16 protein-coding genes are annotated in these 17,023 nt (G+C 67.0%); 14 read left to right on the top strand and 2 right to left on the bottom strand.

Translation table 11 applies throughout. The features are described from left to right. Positions 1-4: 4 nt before the first annotated feature. The 4 genes from rfaD to cysM all read left to right on the top strand — a co-directional run bounded on the left by rfaD (position 5) and on the right by cysM (position 4,131). A complete protein-coding gene (gene rfaD / locus AC3FMM_RS03510) occupies positions 5-1,000 on the top strand; it encodes an ADP-glyceromanno-heptose 6-epimerase (protein ID WP_115679707.1) in 996 nt (331 codons plus the stop codon). A 165-nt stretch (positions 1,001-1,165) separates the two neighbouring features. After that, positions 1,166-1,561, top strand: a complete 396-nt coding sequence (locus AC3FMM_RS03505) for a ComEA family DNA-binding protein (protein ID WP_115679708.1) — start codon at positions 1,166-1,168, stop codon at positions 1,559-1,561. A gap of 237 nt (positions 1,562-1,798) precedes the next feature. Then, positions 1,799-3,100 (top strand): solute carrier family 23 protein, encoded by a 1,302-nt coding sequence (locus AC3FMM_RS03500; protein ID WP_115679709.1) that lies wholly within the window; start codon positions 1,799-1,801, stop codon positions 3,098-3,100. A gap of 128 nt (positions 3,101-3,228) precedes the next feature. Beyond that, positions 3,229-4,131: a cysteine synthase CysM gene (cysM, locus tag AC3FMM_RS03495; RefSeq protein WP_326347360.1), complete on the top strand. Its 903-nt coding sequence runs from the start codon at positions 3,229-3,231 to the stop codon at positions 4,129-4,131. Positions 4,132-4,196: 65 nt separating this feature from the next. Here cysM and mltB read toward each other — a convergent pair whose 3' ends face one another. Beyond that, complete coding sequence (gene mltB / locus AC3FMM_RS03490) at positions 4,197-5,303, bottom strand: lytic murein transglycosylase B (RefSeq protein WP_115708603.1); 1,107 nt, start codon at positions 5,301-5,303, stop codon at positions 4,197-4,199. 169 nt (positions 5,304-5,472) lie between these two features. Between mltB and AC3FMM_RS03485 the strand changes: the two genes are divergently transcribed. The 8 genes from AC3FMM_RS03485 to AC3FMM_RS03450 all read left to right on the top strand — a co-directional run bounded on the left by AC3FMM_RS03485 (position 5,473) and on the right by AC3FMM_RS03450 (position 13,723). Continuing rightward, positions 5,473-6,396 (top strand): histone deacetylase family protein, encoded by a 924-nt coding sequence (locus tag AC3FMM_RS03485; RefSeq protein ID WP_115679712.1) that lies wholly within the window; start codon positions 5,473-5,475, stop codon positions 6,394-6,396. A gap of 12 nt (positions 6,397-6,408) precedes the next feature. After that, positions 6,409-7,212: an enoyl-CoA hydratase gene (locus AC3FMM_RS03480; RefSeq protein WP_115708605.1), complete on the top strand. Its 804-nt coding sequence runs from the start codon at positions 6,409-6,411 to the stop codon at positions 7,210-7,212. Positions 7,213-7,377: 165 nt separating this feature from the next. Beyond that, positions 7,378-8,412, top strand: coding sequence for a methionine ABC transporter ATP-binding protein (locus AC3FMM_RS03475; protein WP_115711579.1), 1,035 nt, complete (start codon positions 7,378-7,380; stop codon positions 8,410-8,412). Further along, a complete protein-coding gene (locus AC3FMM_RS03470) occupies positions 8,402-9,055 on the top strand; it encodes a methionine ABC transporter permease (protein ID WP_092308203.1) in 654 nt (217 codons plus the stop codon). The genes AC3FMM_RS03475 and AC3FMM_RS03470 overlap by 11 nt, the downstream gene beginning before the upstream one ends. 32 nt (positions 9,056-9,087) lie before the next feature. After that, positions 9,088-9,885, top strand: a complete 798-nt coding sequence (locus tag AC3FMM_RS03465) for a MetQ/NlpA family ABC transporter substrate-binding protein (RefSeq protein WP_326347361.1) — start codon at positions 9,088-9,090, stop codon at positions 9,883-9,885. Between the two features lie 231 nt (positions 9,886-10,116). Then, positions 10,117-10,866, top strand: coding sequence for an electron transfer flavoprotein subunit beta/FixA family protein (locus AC3FMM_RS03460; protein ID WP_062797375.1), 750 nt, complete (start codon positions 10,117-10,119; stop codon positions 10,864-10,866). 18 nt (positions 10,867-10,884) lie between these two features. Further along, positions 10,885-11,820 carry an electron transfer flavoprotein subunit alpha/FixB family protein gene (locus AC3FMM_RS03455; protein WP_018007045.1) on the top strand — a complete coding sequence of 312 codons (936 nt, stop codon included), beginning with the start codon at positions 10,885-10,887 and terminating at the stop codon, positions 11,818-11,820. Between the two features lie 118 nt (positions 11,821-11,938). Further along, the gene (locus tag AC3FMM_RS03450; protein WP_488686117.1) at positions 11,939-13,723 is read left to right on the top strand and encodes an acyl-CoA dehydrogenase; all 1,785 of its coding nucleotides are present in this window, start codon (positions 11,939-11,941) and stop codon (positions 13,721-13,723) included. A 77-nt stretch (positions 13,724-13,800) separates the two neighbouring features. On the opposite strand, the gene AC3FMM_RS03445 is transcribed toward AC3FMM_RS03450, so the two are convergent. Next, a complete protein-coding gene (locus AC3FMM_RS03445; RefSeq protein ID WP_326347362.1) occupies positions 13,801-15,105 on the bottom strand; it encodes a D-amino acid dehydrogenase in 1,305 nt (434 codons plus the stop codon). Between the two features lie 107 nt (positions 15,106-15,212). Here AC3FMM_RS03445 and AC3FMM_RS03440 point away from each other — a divergent pair, with 107 nt between their 5' ends. Together AC3FMM_RS03440 and AC3FMM_RS03435 are read left to right on the top strand one after the other, a co-directional pair. After that, positions 15,213-15,716, top strand: a complete 504-nt coding sequence (locus AC3FMM_RS03440) for an Lrp/AsnC ligand binding domain-containing protein (RefSeq protein ID WP_012352108.1) — start codon at positions 15,213-15,215, stop codon at positions 15,714-15,716. A gap of 11 nt (positions 15,717-15,727) precedes the next feature. Next, a complete protein-coding gene (locus AC3FMM_RS03435; RefSeq protein ID WP_115708613.1) occupies positions 15,728-16,957 on the top strand; it encodes a PA0069 family radical SAM protein in 1,230 nt (409 codons plus the stop codon). Positions 16,958-17,023 lie beyond the last annotated feature (66 nt).

Here is a 17,023-nt window from a genome sequence, read left to right as displayed (position 1 = left end):
GACCATGACCATCATCGTCACCGGCGCCGCGGGTTTCATCGGCAGCAATCTCGTCAAGGGCCTGAACGAACGCGGCGAGACCAACGTCATCGCCGTCGACAACCTGACCCGCGCCGACAAGTTCCACAACCTGGTCGACTGCGAGATCTCCGATTACCTGGACAAGCAGGACTTCCTCGCGCGCTTTGCCCGCGGCGAGTTCGGCAAGGTCCGCGCGGTGTTCCATGAAGGCGCCTGCTCCGACACCATGGAGACCGACGGCCGCTATATGATGGAGAACAACTACCGCTACACGCTGTCGCTGATGGAGAGCTGCCTGGAGCAGGGCACGCAGTTCCTCTACGCATCGTCGGCGGCGACCTACGGCGCCTCGCAGGTGTTCCGCGAAGACCGCGAGTTCGAGCGTCCGCTCAACGTGTACGGCTACTCCAAGTTCCTGTTCGACCAGATCGTGCGGCGCCGGCTGCCGTCGGCGCTGTCGCAGATCGTCGGCTTCCGTTACTTCAACGTGTACGGGCCGCGCGAAACGCACAAGGGCCGCATGGCGTCGGTGGCATTCCACAACTTCAACCAGTTCCGTGCCGACGGCACGGTGAAGCTGTTCGGCGACTACGGCGGCTATGGTCCCGGCATGCAGAGCCGCGATTTCATCTCGGTCGAGGACGTGGTCAAGGTCAACCTGTTCTTCTTCGACCATCCGGAGAAGTCCGGCATCTTCAACCTGGGCACCGGCCGTGCCCAGCCGTTCAACGACATCGCCGCGACCGTGGTCAACACGCTGCGCGAGGCCGAAGGCAAGCCGCCGCTGTCGCTGGACGACCTGGTGCAGGAAGGGCTGGTCGAGTACGTCAAGTTTCCCGACGCGCTGCGCGGCAAGTACCAGTGCTTCACGCAGTCGGATGTGTCCAAGCTGCGCGGCGCCGGCTACGGCGAGCGCTTCCTGACCGTCGAGGAAGGCGTGGCGCGCTACTGCCGCTGGCTGCTCGAGCGCAACGGCTGAACCCCGCATCGTCCCTGCCTCGCGCCGGCTGACACGCTTTCGTGCGGCCGGTGTCAACTTTTGTTGCCGCATGCGCCGCCATCAAGGCGCGCCCCTATCCTGACCTGACCTCGCCGCCCTGGCGGGGGTGGTACCTCAGACCATCCACAGGAAAGGAGAGCCTTCATGGCCATGCACTGGATCCGGCAGCTTGCCCGGCGTTTTTCCCTGATCTCCCTCGCGGCAGCCTTGTGCCTGCTTGCCGGCGGCACCGCGCGTGCCGCGGTCGACGTCAACACCGCCGACGAGGCGGCGCTGACCTCGGTCAAGGGCGTGGGCCCGGCCACGGCCCGCCACATCGTCGAAGAGCGCAACAAGCGCGGGCCGTACAAGGACGCCGCCGACCTGGCCGAGCGCGTCAGCGGCATCGGGCCCAAGTCCGTGGCCAAGCTGCAGGACGCCGGCCTGACCATTGCCGGCAAGGGGTCGTCCCCCGCCACGCCATCTGCTGCACCGGCGGCCACGCCGGCGCCCGCCAAGGGGGCAAAGGCAACGCCTGCACCGGCAAAGCCGGCCCGCTAGCACCGCCACTGCTGCCCTGTGCCCGGTCGTGCTGCGGCCGGGCGCGTTGTGGCTGGTATGCGTTGTGCTAAAGCTTGTCGGCTTCGCAGCCCCCGTGGCGGCGGAGTATCATGCGGACGCCGCGCAGGCAGCACCTGCCGCGCGGCTGCCGACCGGCATTCCACAACCTAACAAGCAGGCACAAGCGCGGCGGCCGCCGATCCGGTGGCCAGCCCGGACCACAGGGAGCAAGACAATATGGCGAATGGCGAGGACGCGGGATTCCTGCCGCAATGGCGGCTCAAGACCGAGGGCGTGATCGGCCCCGATGAGCGGCTGCCCGCGGGGCAGACACTGCTGGCCGGGATCCAGCACGTGGTGGCGATGTTCGGCTCGACCGCCATCGCGCCGATCCTGATGGGCTTCAACCCGAATATCGCCATCCTGTTTTCCGGCATCGGCACGCTGATCTTCTTCCTGTGCGTGCGCGGCCGGGTGCCCAGCTACCTGGGCTCCAGCTTTGCCTTCATTGCGGTGGTGATCGCCGCCACCGGCTATGCCGGCAGCGGCCCCAACCTCAATATCCCGGTGGCGCTGGGCGGCATCATTGCCGCCGGTGCGCTGTACACCGTGATCGGCCTGGTGGTGCAGGCGGCGGGCTACGCCTGGGTGGAAAAGCTGATGCCGCCGGTGGTGACCGGCGCCATCGTCGCGGCGATCGGGCTGAACCTGGCCCCGGTGGCGGTGAAGGCGGTCAGCGGCGCGGCGCTCGATACCTGGGTGGGGTTGCTGACGGTGGTCGCGGTGGGGCTGGTGGCGGTGCGCGCGCCCGGCATGATCGGGCGCCTGCCGGTGCTGATCGGCGGCCTGGCCGGCTACGTTGCCTACTACCTGGGCACCAACGTGATGGGGCTGGGCAAGCCGATCGATTTCTCCGGCGTGGCCGCCGCCAGCTGGTTCGGCCTGCCGGCGTTCACCGCGCCGACGTTCGAACTGGGGGCGATGCTGCTGATCGCGCCGGTGGCGATCGTGCTGGTGGCCGAGAACCTCGGCCATATCAAGGCCATCGGCGTGATGACCGGCCGCAACCTGGATCCGTACATCGGCCGCGCCTTTATCGGCGACGGCATTGCCACCATGCTGTCGGCCAGCGGCGGCGGCACCGGCGTGACCACCTATGCCGAGAACATGGGGGTGATGGCGGTCACCAAGATCTATTCGACGCTGATCTTCGTGGTGGCGGCCGCGGTGGCCATCTTGCTGGGCTTTTCGCCCAAGTTCGGCGCCCTGATCCTGACCATCCCGGGGCCGGTGATCGGCGGCCTGACCATCGTCGTGTTCGGACTGATCGCCGCTACCGCGGGCCGGATCTGGGTGCAGAACCACGTGGACTTCTCCAGCTCGCGCAACCTGATCACGGTGGGCGCGACGCTGACGGTGGCGGCCGGCGACCTGACGCTGAAGCTGGGCGGCATGACGCTGGGCGGCATCGGCACCGCCACCTTCGGCTGCATCCTGCTGTACCACCTGCTGGGCGAAGGCAACCGCGAAGAAGACTGAGGCACGGCGGGCGCAGGCAGGCGGTTGCGGCCGGTGCCGCGCAATTCCCGCCTGCCGGCGGGGGATAGGGGTCTGGATTACAATGGCCGGCGAATTGGATTCCCCCGTTTGCGACCTTCCTTCGCCCCATGGCCTACAAGACAATTGAAGACACCATCGGCAACACGCCGCTGGTCAGACTGCAGCGCATCCCCGGCGCCGCCAACGACGCGCGCGGCAATGTGATCCTCGGCAAGCTCGAAGGCAACAATCCTGCCGGTTCGGTCAAGGACCGCCCGGCGGTGTCGATGATCGCGCGGGCCGAAGCGCGCGGGCGCATCAAGCCGGGCGATACGCTGATCGAAGCGACCTCGGGCAATACCGGCATCGCGCTGGCGATGGCAGCCGCCATCCGCGGCTACAAGATGGTGCTGATCATGCCCGAGGACCTCAGCCTCGAGCGCCGCCAGAGCATGGCGGCCTACGGCGCCGAGATCATCCTGACGCCGGTCAAGGGCGGCATGGAATATGCGCGCGACCTGGCCGATTCGATGGAGCGCGACGGAAAGGGCGTGATCCTCGACCAGTTTGCCAACCCGGACAATCCGCAGGCCCACTACGAGGGCACCGGCCCCGAAATCTGGCGCGATACCGACGGCCGCATCACCCATTTCGTTTCCGCGATGGGCACCACCGGCACCATCACCGGCGTGTCGCGCTTCCTCAAGGAGCAGAATCCCGCGATCCAGATCGTCGGCGCGCAGCCAGCCGAAGGCTCGCGCATCCCGGGCATCCGCAAATGGCCCGAAGCGTATCTGCCCAAGATCTACGATCCCAAGTTCATCGACCGAACCGAGCCGGTGAGCCAGGGCGATGCCGAGCACATGGCGCGCCGCATGGCATCGGAAGAGGGCATTTTCTGCGGCATTTCCGCCGCCGGTGCGCTGTGCGTGGCCTTGCGCGTCGCCGAGGAAGTCGAGAACGCCACCATCGTCTTCGTGGTGTGCGACCGCGGCGACCGCTATCTGTCGACCGGCGTGTTCCCGGCCTGATCCACAGCGCTGCAAACAAAAAGGCCTCGCTGATGCGAGGCCTTTTTTGCTGTGGCCGTGCCGCCTCAGCCCATCGCCGCCTTGACCGCCTCGCCCAGCTGGTACACCGCCAGCGCATAGAAGAAGCTGCGGTTGTACCGCGTCAGCACATAGAAGTTGCGCAGGCCCAGCAGGTACTCGGTAGGCTGGTCGGGCGTGGGCAGGTCCACCACCAGCACCCCGGTTTCGCCTTCGCGCCCCAGGTTGATGGGCTCGTCCACGCGCAGCCCGGCGCGGGTCAGCTGGTTGAGGGTGCGGGTCGGCCACGGCTCGCCATCGGCAGCCGCGGTGGCGATGCCCAGGCTGCCAGTGTCGGGGGCGATGCGCCACACCACCGGACGGCCCGGCTCCCAGCCGTGCAGCTGCAGGAAGCGCGCCACGCTGCCGATGGCATCGGTGGGGCTGTTGCGCAGGTCGATGTGGCCGTTGTTGTCGTAGTCGAGGGCGTATTCGCGCAGGCTGGTCGGCATGAACTGCGGAATGCCGATGGCGCCGGCATACGAGCCCAGCACCGAGTAGACGTCGGTGCGGGTGTCGCGGCACCACAGCAGGTAGTCGGCCAGCTGGTTGCGGAACAGCGTGCTGCGGGCTTCGCGGTTGGGCGTGGCCGGGTAGTCGAACGCCAGCGTCGACAGCGAGTCGAGCACGCGAAACGAGCCCATGTCGCGCCCATAGATGGTTTCGACGCCGATGATGCCGACGATGACCGAGGCCGGCACGCCGAATTCGGCCTCGGCGCGGCGCAGCGTGTCGCGGTTGTCCTGCCAGAAGCGCACGCCGGCATTGATGCGGATCGGCTCGATAAAGCGCGAGCGGTAGGTGCGCCAGCTTTTGCGCCCGGTGGTGGCGGGCGGCATGATCAGCCGTACCACGGTGGCCGAGTAGACCGCCTGCCCGAACCATTCCTGCAGCATGCCACGGTCAAAGCCGTGGCGCGCCACCATCTCGTCGATAAAGGCACGTGCTTGCGGGTTGTCGCGGTAGCGGCCGGGTTCGATTTCCTCCTCGCGCACGCTGACGCGGCGTTTGCCGGCGGCGAGCAGGCTGGGAGAGAGGCCGCAGAGTCCGAGTGCGGCAGCGGAAAGCGCGGCGCCCAGCAGGGGGCGTCGCAGTGAGCGCTGGGTGTCGGTCATGGTGTCCTTTGCAAGTCGCACCGAGTATAGCGGATGCCACCGCGGCATCCGTGGCGCGGCGGGTGCGGCATGGAGCGCCGGCGCTGCTGGGTCCCTTGGCGTGGCCTGTGCTAACGTAACGTTTGGAGACAACATGGCGACGCACTGCAACCCATTGCGACGATAAGAGATGCCGACCGGCTATTACACGCACCCCGAGTTCCAGCGGCACGAGATGGGGCACTTCCACCCCGAGTGTCCGGAGCGCCTGCAGGCGATCGAGGATCACCTGATTTCGCATGGCCTGGACGGGCTGCTGGAGCGCCGCGAGGCGCCGCCCGCCACGCGCGAGCAGCTCGAGCGCGTGCACCGGCCCGAGCACGTCGACGCGCTTGCAAGCGCCAGCCCGTCGAGCGGCTACCACGCGATCGATCCGGACACCTCGATGAACGCGCACACGCTCGCCGCCGCGACGCTGGCCGCGGGCGCGGCGGTGGCGGCCACCGATGCGGTGATCGCCGGCGAGTTCGAGAACGCCTTTTGCTGCGTGCGCCCGCCCGGCCACCACGCCGAGCCCGGCCGCGCCATGGGCTTCTGCTTCTACAACAACGTGGCCATTGCCGCGCGCCATGCGCTGCAGGCGCACGGGCTTGAGCGCGTTGCGATCATCGACTTCGACGTCCATCACGGCAACGGCACCGAGGCGGCGTTCCGCGGCGACGAGCGCGTGATGATGTGCAGCATCTTCCAGCACCCGTTCTACCCCTACAGCGGCACCGAGCACCTGGCGCCGAACATGGTCAACATCCCGCTGCCGGCCTACAGCAACGGCATGGCGGTGCGCGAGGTGGTCGAGACCATCTGGCTGCCGCGCCTCAATGAATTCCGTCCGCAGATGCTGTTCATTTCGGCCGGCTTCGACGCGCACCGCGAGGACGACCTGGGCCAGATGGGCCTGGTGGAGCAGGACTACGCCTGGATCACCGGCCAGCTGGTCGACGTCGCGCGCACCCATGCGCAGGGCCGCATCGTCAGCTGCCTCGAGGGCGGCTACAACCTCAGCGCGCTGGGCCGCAGCGTGCTGGCCCACCTGAAGGTGCTGCTGGAGCACTAGGAGACCGCCGCCATGGCCGAGAACGATGCGCGCGTCGACGCGCCGCTGCTGACCGAATCGCGCGATGCCCCGGGCGTGGCGCGCCTGACCATGAACCGGCCGCAGGCGTTCAACGCCTTGTCCGAAGGGCTGCTCGATGCGCTCACCGAAGCGCTGCGCCGGCTCGCTGCCGACCCCAGCGTGCGCGTGGTGGTGCTGGCGGGCGCCGGCAAGGCCTTCTGCGCCGGCCACGACCTGCGCGAAATGCGCGCGGCGCCGTCGCACGATTACTACCGGCGCCTGTTCGACCGCTGCACGCGCATGATGATGGCGATCCAGCAGATGCCGCAGCCGGTGATCGCGCGGGTCCATGGCATTGCCACCGCGGCCGGCTGCCAGCTGGTGGCGATGTGCGACCTGGCGGTGGCCGCCGACGATGCGCGCTTTGCCGTGTCGGGCGTCAACCTGGGCCTGTTCTGTTCGACCCCGGGCGTGGCGCTGTCACGCAACCTGCACCGCAAGCAGGCCATGGAGATGCTGCTGACCGGCGACATGATCGACGCCGCCGGTGCGCGCGAACGCGGACTGGTCAACCGGGTGGTGCCGGCCGGCGAACTGGACGCCGAAGTGGCGCGGCTGGCCGCCAGCATCTGCGCCAAGCCGGCCGCCGCCGTCGCCGCCGGCAAGGGGCTGTTCTACCGCCAGCTCGAGATGGGCATCGAGGCGGCTTACCAGCTTGCCGGCCAGACCATGGCCTGCAACATGATGGACGAGTCGGCGCTGGAAGGGGTACAAGCCTTCATCGACAAGCGGTCGCCGTCGTGGCGTGCCTCCTGATCGACTTTATGGGTCTTTATATGCCAGGAACGTATAAAGACATCGGCAAAAAGTCGTTTAAGGTATGAAGCGAATCGCATAAAATACGCGCTTCAGAAAAATAACGAGCGGCAACAGCGCTGGAGATCCCTCGCCTGTTGCCGTTTTCTTTTGGTCACCTTTTCCATGATCGAACTGCAAGGACTGTCGCAGCGCTTCCCGGGCGCGTCTGGCGACGTGCATGCATTGCGGGACGTCAGCCTGTCGATTGCGGCGGGCGAAGTCTTCGGCATCATCGGGCGCAGCGGCGCGGGCAAGAGCACGCTGGTCCGCGCCATCAACCTGCTGAACCGGCCTACCAGCGGCCGCGTCGTCGTCGCCGGCCAGGACCTGACCGCGCTGGACAACGGCGCGCTGCGCCTGGCGCGGCGCGAGATCGGCATGATCTTCCAGCACTTCAACCTGCTGTCGTCGCGCACCGTCTATGACAACGTGGCGCTGCCACTGGAGCTGGCCGGCAAGCCCAGGGCTGAAATTGCCGCCACCGTGCTGCCGCTGCTGGAGCTGGTCGGGCTGTCGGCGCTGAAGGACCGCTACCCGGCGCAGATCAGCGGCGGGCAGAAGCAGCGCGTGGGCATTGCGCGCGCGCTGGCAAGCCAGCCCAAGGTGCTGCTGTCGGACGAAGCCACTTCCGCGCTGGACCCGGAGACCACCCGTTCCATCCTGGACCTGCTCAAGCAGATCAACCGCGAGCTGGGCCTGACCATCGTGATGATCACGCACCAGATGGAAGTCATCAAGCAGGTCTGCGACCGCGTCGCCGTGCTCGAGGCCGGCCAGGTGGTGGAGAGCGGGCGCGTGATCGACGTATTCCTGCGGCCGCAGCACGAGGTCACGCGCGCCATGATCGGCGACGTCATCTCGCAGGAGCTGCCGGCGAGCGTGCTCAAGCGCGTCGAAAGCCGGCTCGGCAACGGGCGCGACCACGTCTACCGCCTCGCCTTCACCGGCGAGGGTGTCGACCAGCCGGTGCTGGCGCAGGCGATCCGCCGCTACGGGCTGGATTTCAACATCCTGCACGGCCATATCGACGAGATCCAGGGCCAGGCCTTCGGCTCGCTGGCGATCATGGCCACCGGCGAACTGGCCGATGTGAAGGCAGCAATGGAATACCTGCAGGCGCAAGGCGTCGTGGTGGAGGAGTTCGAACATGTGGTCTGAAATGTTTGACCTGTTCCTGACGTCGTTCAACGAGACCCTGCTGATGGTGGCGATCTCGGGCGTGGTCGGCGCGCTGCTGGGCGTGCCGCTGGGCGTGCTGCTGCACCTGACCAACCGCGGCGGCGTGCTGTCGCACCCGCTGTTCAACCGCACCATCGGCGTGGTGGTCAACGCGGTGCGCTCGATCCCGTTCATCATCCTGCTGGTGGTGGTGATTCCGTTTACGCGCTTTATCGTCGGCTCGTCGATAGGCACCACTGCGGCGATCGTGCCGCTGACCATCGCGGCGATCCCGTTTATCGCGCGCCTGGTCGAAAGCGCGCTGCGCGAGGTCGACAAGGGCCTGGTCGAGGCGGCGCAGTCGATGGGCGCCACCACGCGCCAGATCGTGTGGAAGGTGCTGCTGCCCGAGGCCATGCCCGGCATCGTCGCCGGCCTGACCATCACCTTCGTCAGCCTGGTCGGCTATTCGGCCATGGCCGGCGCGATCGGCGGCGGCGGCCTGGGCGACCTGGGCATCCGCTATGGCTACCAGCGCTACATCACCGAGGTGATGGTCGCGGTGGTGGTGATCCTGATCGTGTTCGTGCAGGCGGTGCAGAGCTTCGGCGACTGGCTGGTCCGCCGCATCAGCCACCGTTGAACCCAGACTTTTTCGAGATAGGAACGTACATCATGCAACGTCGCAACCTGCTGCAATGGATGCTCGGCGCCGTGCTCGGCGCCTCGCTGGCCACCGGCGCGATCGCCCAGGACAAGCCGATCAAGATCGGCGTCACCGGCGGCCCGCACGCCCAGATCATGGAACAGGTGAAAAAGGTCGCCGCGAAAGACGGCCTCAATATCCAGGTGGTCGAGTTCAGCGACTACATCCAGCCCAACGCCGCGCTGGCCGCCGGCGACCTGGATGCCAACAGCTACCAACACCTGCCGTACCTGGAAGCCCAGATCAAGGACCGGGGCTACAAGTTCACCCATATCGCCTACACGGTGACGTTCCCGATGGGCGTGTACTCGAAGAAGATCAAGTCGCTCGACCAGCTCAAGCAGGGCGCGCGCGTGGGCGTGCCCAACGATCCCACCAATGGTGGCCGCGGGCTGTTGCTGCTGCAGAGCCAGGGCGTGATCAAGCTCAAGCCCAACGCGGGCCTGAAGGCCACGCCGCTGGACATCGCGGAAAACCCAAAGAAGATCCGCATCGTCGAGCTCGACGCCGCGCAGCTGCCGCGTTCGCTGGACGACCTGGATGCAGCCGCGATCAACGGCAACTATGCCGAGTCAGCGGGCCTGTCGCCGACCAAGGACGCGATCGCCATGGAAGGCCCGAAGGGGCCGTACGCCAACCTGATTGCGATCCGCGACGCCGACAAGAGCAAGCCCTGGGTGGCCAAGCTGGTGAAGGCCTACCATTCGCCTGAAATCAAGCAATACGTCACATCGACCTTCAAGGATTCGGTCATCACCGCCTGGTAATTTCCTGGTAAGCCGGCGTCACTCGAGGGTTTCATCCAATCGGACGAAGCCTGCCGGCGTGGCTTTGCGGCACAATCGCCTGACCGGTAAAAAAGGTGCCGGGCCTATGCCCGGCATCATTTTGCCGATAAAATAGTACGATCGTTCGAAAAATAGGAGAGCCGCCAACCCGGTGGTTATAATGACGAGCGAACAAAATTTCTGACTATCAGCTATCAGTGGAGTGAGCGCATGAAAGTACTCGTCGCAGTCAAGCGGGTGGTGGATTACAACGTCAAGGTCCGCGTCAAGGCGGACGGTTCGGGCGTCGATCTGGCCAACGTCAAGATGAGCATGAACCCCTTCGACGAAATCGCCGTGGAAGAGGCCGTGCGCCTGAAGGAAGCCGGCGTTGCCACCGAAGTGGTCGCCGTGTCGTGCGGTGTCACGCAGTGCCAGGAAACCCTGCGCACCGCGATGGCCATCGGTGCCGACCGCGGCATCCTGGTGGAATCGAACGAAGACCTGCAACCGCTGGCCGTGGCCAAGCTGCTGAAGGCGCTGATCGACAAGGAACAGCCGCAACTGGTGATCCTGGGCAAGCAGGCCATCGACGACGACTCCAACCAGACCGGCCAGATGGTCGCCGCGCTGGCCAACCTGCCGCAAGCCACGTTCGCCTCGAAGGTGGTGGTGGCCGACGGCAAGGCCTCGGTCACGCGTGAAGTCGACGGCGGCCTGGAAACGCTGTCGCTGAGCCTGCCGGCGGTGGTGACCACCGACCTGCGCCTGAACGAGCCGCGCTACGTCACGCTGCCGAACATCATGAAGGCGAAGAAGAAGCCGCTCGACACCGTCAAGCCGGAAGACCTCGGCGTCGACGTCAAGCCGCGCCTGTCGACCCTGAAAGTGGTCGAGCCGCCCAAGCGCAGCGCGGGTGTGATGGTGCCGGACGTCGCGACGCTGGTGCAGAAGCTGAAGAACGAAGCCAAGGTTATCTGAGCGCGGGGGAGAGAGAACATGACTGCACTCGTCATTGCTGAACACGACAATCAATCGATCAAGGGCGCCACGCTCAACACCGTGACCGCCGCAGCCCAGTGCGGCGGCGACGTGCACGTGCTGGTGGCCGGTTCCAACGCCAAGGCCGCGGCCGATGCCGCCGCCAAGATCGCGGGCGTGACCAAGGTCCTGCTGGCCGATGCCGCCTACTTCGGCGACGGCCTGGCCGAGAACGTGGCCGAGCAGGCGCTGGCCATCGCCAACGACTACTCGCACATCCTGGCCCCGGCCACCCCGTACGGCAAGAACATCCTGCCGCGCGTGGCCGCCAAGCTGGACGTGGCCCAGATCTCGGAAATCTCCAAGGTCGACGCCCCGGACACCTTCGAGCGTCCGATCTACGCCGGCAACGCCATCGCCACGGTCAAGTCGGAAGACAAGATCAAGGTCATCACCGTGCGCGGCACCGCCTTCGACGCCGCCGCTGCCGAAGGTGGCTCGGCCGCCGTCGAGACCCTGCCGGCCGTGGCCGACGCGGGCGTTTCGCAATTCGTTTCGCGCGAAGTGGCCAAGAGCGACCGTCCGGAACTGACCGCCGCCAAGATCATCGTCTCGGGTGGCCGTGGCGTGGGTTCGGGCGAGAACTACACCAAGGTGCTGACGCCGCTGGCCGACAAGCTGAACGCCGCGCTGGGCGCCTCGCGCGCCGCGGTGGACGCCGGCTTCGTGCCGAACGACTACCAGGTCGGCCAGACCGGCAAGATCGTCGCGCCGCAGCTGTATATCGCCGTCGGCATCTCGGGCGCGATCCAGCACCTGGCCGGCATGAAGGACTCCAAGGTGATCGTCGCGATCAACAAGGACGCCGAAGCCCCGATCTTCTCCGTGGCCGATTACGGCCTGGTGGGCGACCTGAACACCGTGGTGCCGGAGCTGGTGGCGGCACTGGGCTGATGCCGCGCCGGCCGTGCCGACCGCATTGCGGCCGGCACGGATAGCAGCAGGCAGCAAGTATCGAGCCGTTCCGGGGGCGACCCGCGAACGGCTTTTTCATACATGTTGGGAGACATCGATGACCTACCGTGCGCCGATCAAGGACATGCTGTTCGTCATGAACGAGCTGGCCGGCCTTGAGGCCGTCAGCCAGCTGCCCGGCTTCGAGGAAGCCACCCCCGAGACGGCCGAGGCCGTGCTCGACGAGGCGGCCAAGTTCAACGAACAGGTGGTGGCGCCGCTGAACCGCGCCGGCGACCTCGATCCGAGCAGCTGGAAGGATGGCGTGGTCACCACCACGCCCGGCTTCAGGGAAGCCTTCCGCCAGTTCGGCGAGGGTGGCTGGCAGGGCGTGCTGCATCCGCAGGAATTCGGCGGCCAGGGCCTGCCCAAGCTGATCGCCACGGCGTGCAACGAGATGCTGAACAGCGCGAACCTGTCGTTCGCGCTGTGCCCGCTGCTGACCGACGGCGCCATCGAGGCGCTGCTGACGGCAGGTTCCGACGCGCAGAAGGCCACCTTCCTGCCGAAGCTGATCTCGGGCGAGTGGACCGGCACCATGAACCTGACCGAGCCGCAGGCGGGCTCGGACCTGGCCGCGGTGCGCACCCGCGCCGAGCCGCAGGGCGACGGCACCTACAAGGTGTTCGGCACCAAGATCTTCATCACCTACGGCGAGCACGACATGGCGCAGAACATCGTCCATCTCGTGCTGGCCCGCACCCCCGACGCGCCCGAGGGCGTGAAGGGCATCTCGCTGTTCATCGTGCCCAAGTTCCTGGTCAATGACGATGGCAGCACCGGGGCGCGCAACGACGTGCATTGCGTCTCGATCGAACACAAGCTGGGCATCAAGGCCAGCCCCACGGCGGTGCTGCAGTTCGGCGACCATGGCGGTGCGATCGGCACGCTGGTGGGCGAAGAAAACCGGGGCCTCGAGTACATGTTCATCATGATGAACTCGGCGCGTTTCTCGGTCGGCATGCAGGGCATCGCGGTGTCCGAGCGCGCCTACCAGCAGGCGGTAGCGTATGCGCGCGAGCGCGTGCAGAGCCGCCCCGTGGATGGCTCGGCGCGCGAGGCGGTGACCATCATCCACCATCCCGACGTCAAGCGCATGCTGATGACCATGCGCGCGCTGACCGAAGGCGCGCGCGCGGTGGCGTACGTGGCCGCGGCCGCCAGCGATGCGGCGCACCAGCATCCCGACGAAGCCGTGCGCCGGCAGAACCAGGCGCTCTACGAATTCATGGTGCCGGTGGTGAAGGGCTGGAGCACCGAGCTGTCGATCGATGTCACCAGCCTCGGCGTGCAGGTGCACGGCGGCATGGGCTTTATCGAGGAAACCGGCGCGGCGCAGCACTACCGCGACGCACGCATCCTGCCGATCTACGAGGGCACCACGGCAATCCAGGCCAACGACCTGGTCGGCCGCAAGACCTTGCGCGACGGCGGCGCCGTGGCACGCGAGATCTGCGCGCAGATTGCCGAGACCGAGGCCGCGCTCGGCCGGCACGGCGGCGCGGCATTCACCGCGGTGCAGGCGCAGCTGGCCAAGGGCCGCGCCGCGCTGGAGGCCGTGGTCGAGTTCGTCGTCGCCAATGCCAAGTCGGATCCGAACGCCGTGTTTGCCGGCAGCGTGCCTTACCTGAAGCTGTGCGGCATCGTGTTCTCCGGCTGGCAGGTCGGCCGCGCCATGCTGGCCGCTGACGCAAAACGGGCCGACGATCCTGCCTTCCACGAGGCCAAGATCGCCACCGCGCATTTCTTCGCCGAGCACATCCTGTCGCAGGCACCGGCGCTGCGCGATGCCGTGGTCGGCGGCGGGGCGCCGGCCAATGCCTTGAGCGCCGAGCAGTTCTGAGCGTTGCGCGCGGCGCGCGGATAAAAAAGGGCGACCTGCAAGGTCGCCCTTTTTTGCTTGGGAAAACCGGCCTTGTATCAGGCGGCTGCCGGGCGCGGCGCCAGGTGATGGCGTGCCGGCTTCAGGTAGCGGCTGACCGACAGGTCGTCGGCGCGGATCGCCGGCGACTTGCCCGAGACCAGGTCCGACAGCAGCTTGCCCGAGCCGCAGGCCATGGTCCAGCCGAGCGTGCCGTGGCCGGTGTTCAGCCACAGGCCGCGCACCTGGGTCGGGCCGACGATCGGGGTGCCGTCCGGCGTCATCGGGCGCAGGCCGGTCCAGAAGGTGGCCTGGCTGACATCGCCGGCGCCCGGGAACAGGTCGGTCACCACATGCTCGAGCGTGCGGCGCTTGGCCGGGTCGAGGCTGCGGTCATAGCCGACGATCTGCGCCATGCCGCCCACGCGGATACGGTCGTCGAAGCGGGTCAGCGCCACCTTGTAGGTCTCGTCGAGCACCGTCGAGACCGGCGCGCGCGAGGCATCGCTGAGCGGCACGGTGATCGAGAAGCCCTTGAGCGGATACACCGGCAGGTTGGACATGCCGCGCAGGAAGGGTTTGACCAGCTGCGTCGACCAGCTGCCCAGCGCCACCACCACCAGGTCGGCCATCATCGGCTCACCATTGACCATGGCGCCGATGACGGCGTCGCCCTGGGTCACCAGGCTGTCGATCGAGCGGTTGTACAGGAACCTGACCCCCAGAGATTCGGCCATGCCTGCCAGCTGCTGGGTAAACAGCTGGCAGTCACCGGTTTCATCATTGGGGAGGCGCAGGCCGCCGGCCAGCTTGTGGCTGACAGCGGCCAGCGCCGGTTCGCTCGCGGCGAGTTCCTCGCGCGAAAGCAACTGGTAGGGCACCCCGGCTTCTTCCAGCACGGCGATGTCCTTGGCCGCGCCGTGCAGCTGCTCGTCGGTGCGGAACACCTGCAGCGTGCCTTGCTGGCGGCCTTCGTAGGCAATGCCGGTTTCCGCGCGCAGGGCGCGGATGCAGTCGCGGCTGTATTCGGCCAGCCGCACCATGCGCTCCTTGTTGACGGCATAGCGCCCGGCGCTGCAGTTCAGCAGCATCTGCCACATCCATTGCAGCTGGAACAGCGTGCCGTCCGGGCGGATGCTGAGCGGCGCGTGTTCCTGGAACATCCACTTGATCGCCTTCAGCGGCACGCCGGGCGCGGCCCACGGCGACGCGTAGCCGGGCGAGATCTGGCCCGCATTGGCAAAGCTGGTGCCGAGCGCGGGGCCGGCCTCGCGGTCGACCACGGTCACTTCATGGCCAGCCTTGGCCAGGTACCACGCACTGGTGACGCCAATCACGCCACTGCCAAGTACGAGAACGCGCATTTCGGGGGCTCCAACTGCGATGACTACGGTATAGAGGATTTGTCTCTATACTATTGAATGCATTCCAGTCATAGTTACCGAATTTCTCAGGAAAACAGGAAAAACTAATGAGAACGAGTCGCCAGCCCCAGCGCACGCTCGACCGGCTCGACCGCAAGATCCTGACGGCGCTGCAGAGCGACGGCAGGATGTCGATGAAAGACCTGGCCGAGGCGGTCGGGCTGACCATCACGCCGTGCATCGAGCGCGTCAAGCGCCTGGAGCGCGATGGTGTCATCATGGGCTACTACGCACGGCTCAACCCGGCGCTGCTGGGCAGTGCGCTGCTGGTGTTCGTGGAGATCTCGCTGGGCAACAAATCGGGCAATATGTTCGAGCAGTTCCGCCGCGAGGTGCTGCGGATTCCGGAAGTGCTGGAATGCCACCTGGTGTCGGGCGATTTCGACTACCTGATCAAGGCGCGCATCCGCGAGATCGGCGAATACCGCCGGCTGCTGGGCGACATCCTGCTGCAGCTGCCGGGCGCGGCACAGTCGAAGAGCTATGTGGTGATGGAAGAGATCAAGGAGACACTGGCCATCTCGGTAGAGGAGAAGAGCCAGGCCGCGTAACGAAGGCCAGCATGGTGCGCCCCCCGCCAAAACCCAAATCCCCCGCAAGGCCGCTCGCCGGCGCGACGCGGCGCGAGGCCGATGCCGACGCGCAGGCGCCGCAGGCCGGCGCGCGGCCGCCCGCGGCGCGCAAGGGCCGCGGCGCCGTCAGCAACCTGCAGGGGCGTTTCGAGCGCGACCAGCGCGAGGCGTTCGACGATGGCTGGGGCCCGGTGCCGGAAGACACCGCTGCGGTGCCGGAAGCCATTGCGCTCACCGACGACGCGCCGCTGCCGCCATTGCGCACCGAAGTCCATTTCGAGCGCGCCCGCTCCGTGCTGACGCGCAATGCTTCGCCGGATGTCCCGTTCGACGTTTCACTGAATCCCTACCGCGGGTGCGAGCACGGCTGCATCTATTGCTTCGCCCGGCCGACGCACGCCTACCTGGACCTGTCGCCGGGGCTGGACTTCGAAACCCAGCTCTATGCCAAGACCAATGCCGCCGAGCGCCTGCGCGAAACGCTGGCGCGGCCGTCATACCGTTGCGAGACCATCGCGCTGGGCGTCAACACCGACGCATACCAGCCGATCGAGCGTGAACAGCGCATCACGCGCAGCCTGCTCGAAGTGCTGCACGCATGCGACCACCCGGTGGCGCTGATCACCAAGTCGTCGCTGATCGAGCGCGATATCGACCTGCTCGCGCCGATGGCGGCCAAGCGGCTGGCGGTGGCGGCACTGACCATCACCACGCTCGACGCCGGCATTGCGCGCACGCTGGAGCCACGTGCGGCGACGCCGTCGCGCCGGCTGCGCACCATCCGCACGCTGACCGACGCCGGCATCCCGGTTGGGGTCAGCATCGCCCCGGTGATCCCCTTCATCACCGAGCCTGACCTGGAGCGCGTGCTGGAAGCGGCGCGCGAGGCGGGCGCCGTCTATGCGAACTACATCGTGCTGCGGTTGCCGTGGGAGGTGCGGCCGCTGTTCGAGGAATGGCTGCAGGCACACTTCCCCGACCGGGCCGAACGCGTCATGAACCGAGTGCGGGACATGCGCGAAGGCAAAGCCTACGATGCGAACTTTGCCACGCGCATGCGCGGAACCGGTGTGTGGGCGGACTTGCTGCGCCAGCGCTTCTACAAGGCCGCCGAACGGCTCGGCTTCCGCTACAACCGGTTTGAACTGGATACTTCGCGTTTTCGCCCGCCGGCGGCGGAGCCCAGCGGCAAGGACGATCCGCAGGGTTCGCTGTTCTGAGCCTTCAGAGCGGCTGCGGTGGCCTGCTGGTCGCCGATCATGCTGCTGGCGAGTTCCAGCGCGGCC

Source organism: Cupriavidus sp. 207A1 (assembly GCF_057798955.1).
This window is presented reverse-complemented; position numbering and strand designations above follow the sequence as displayed.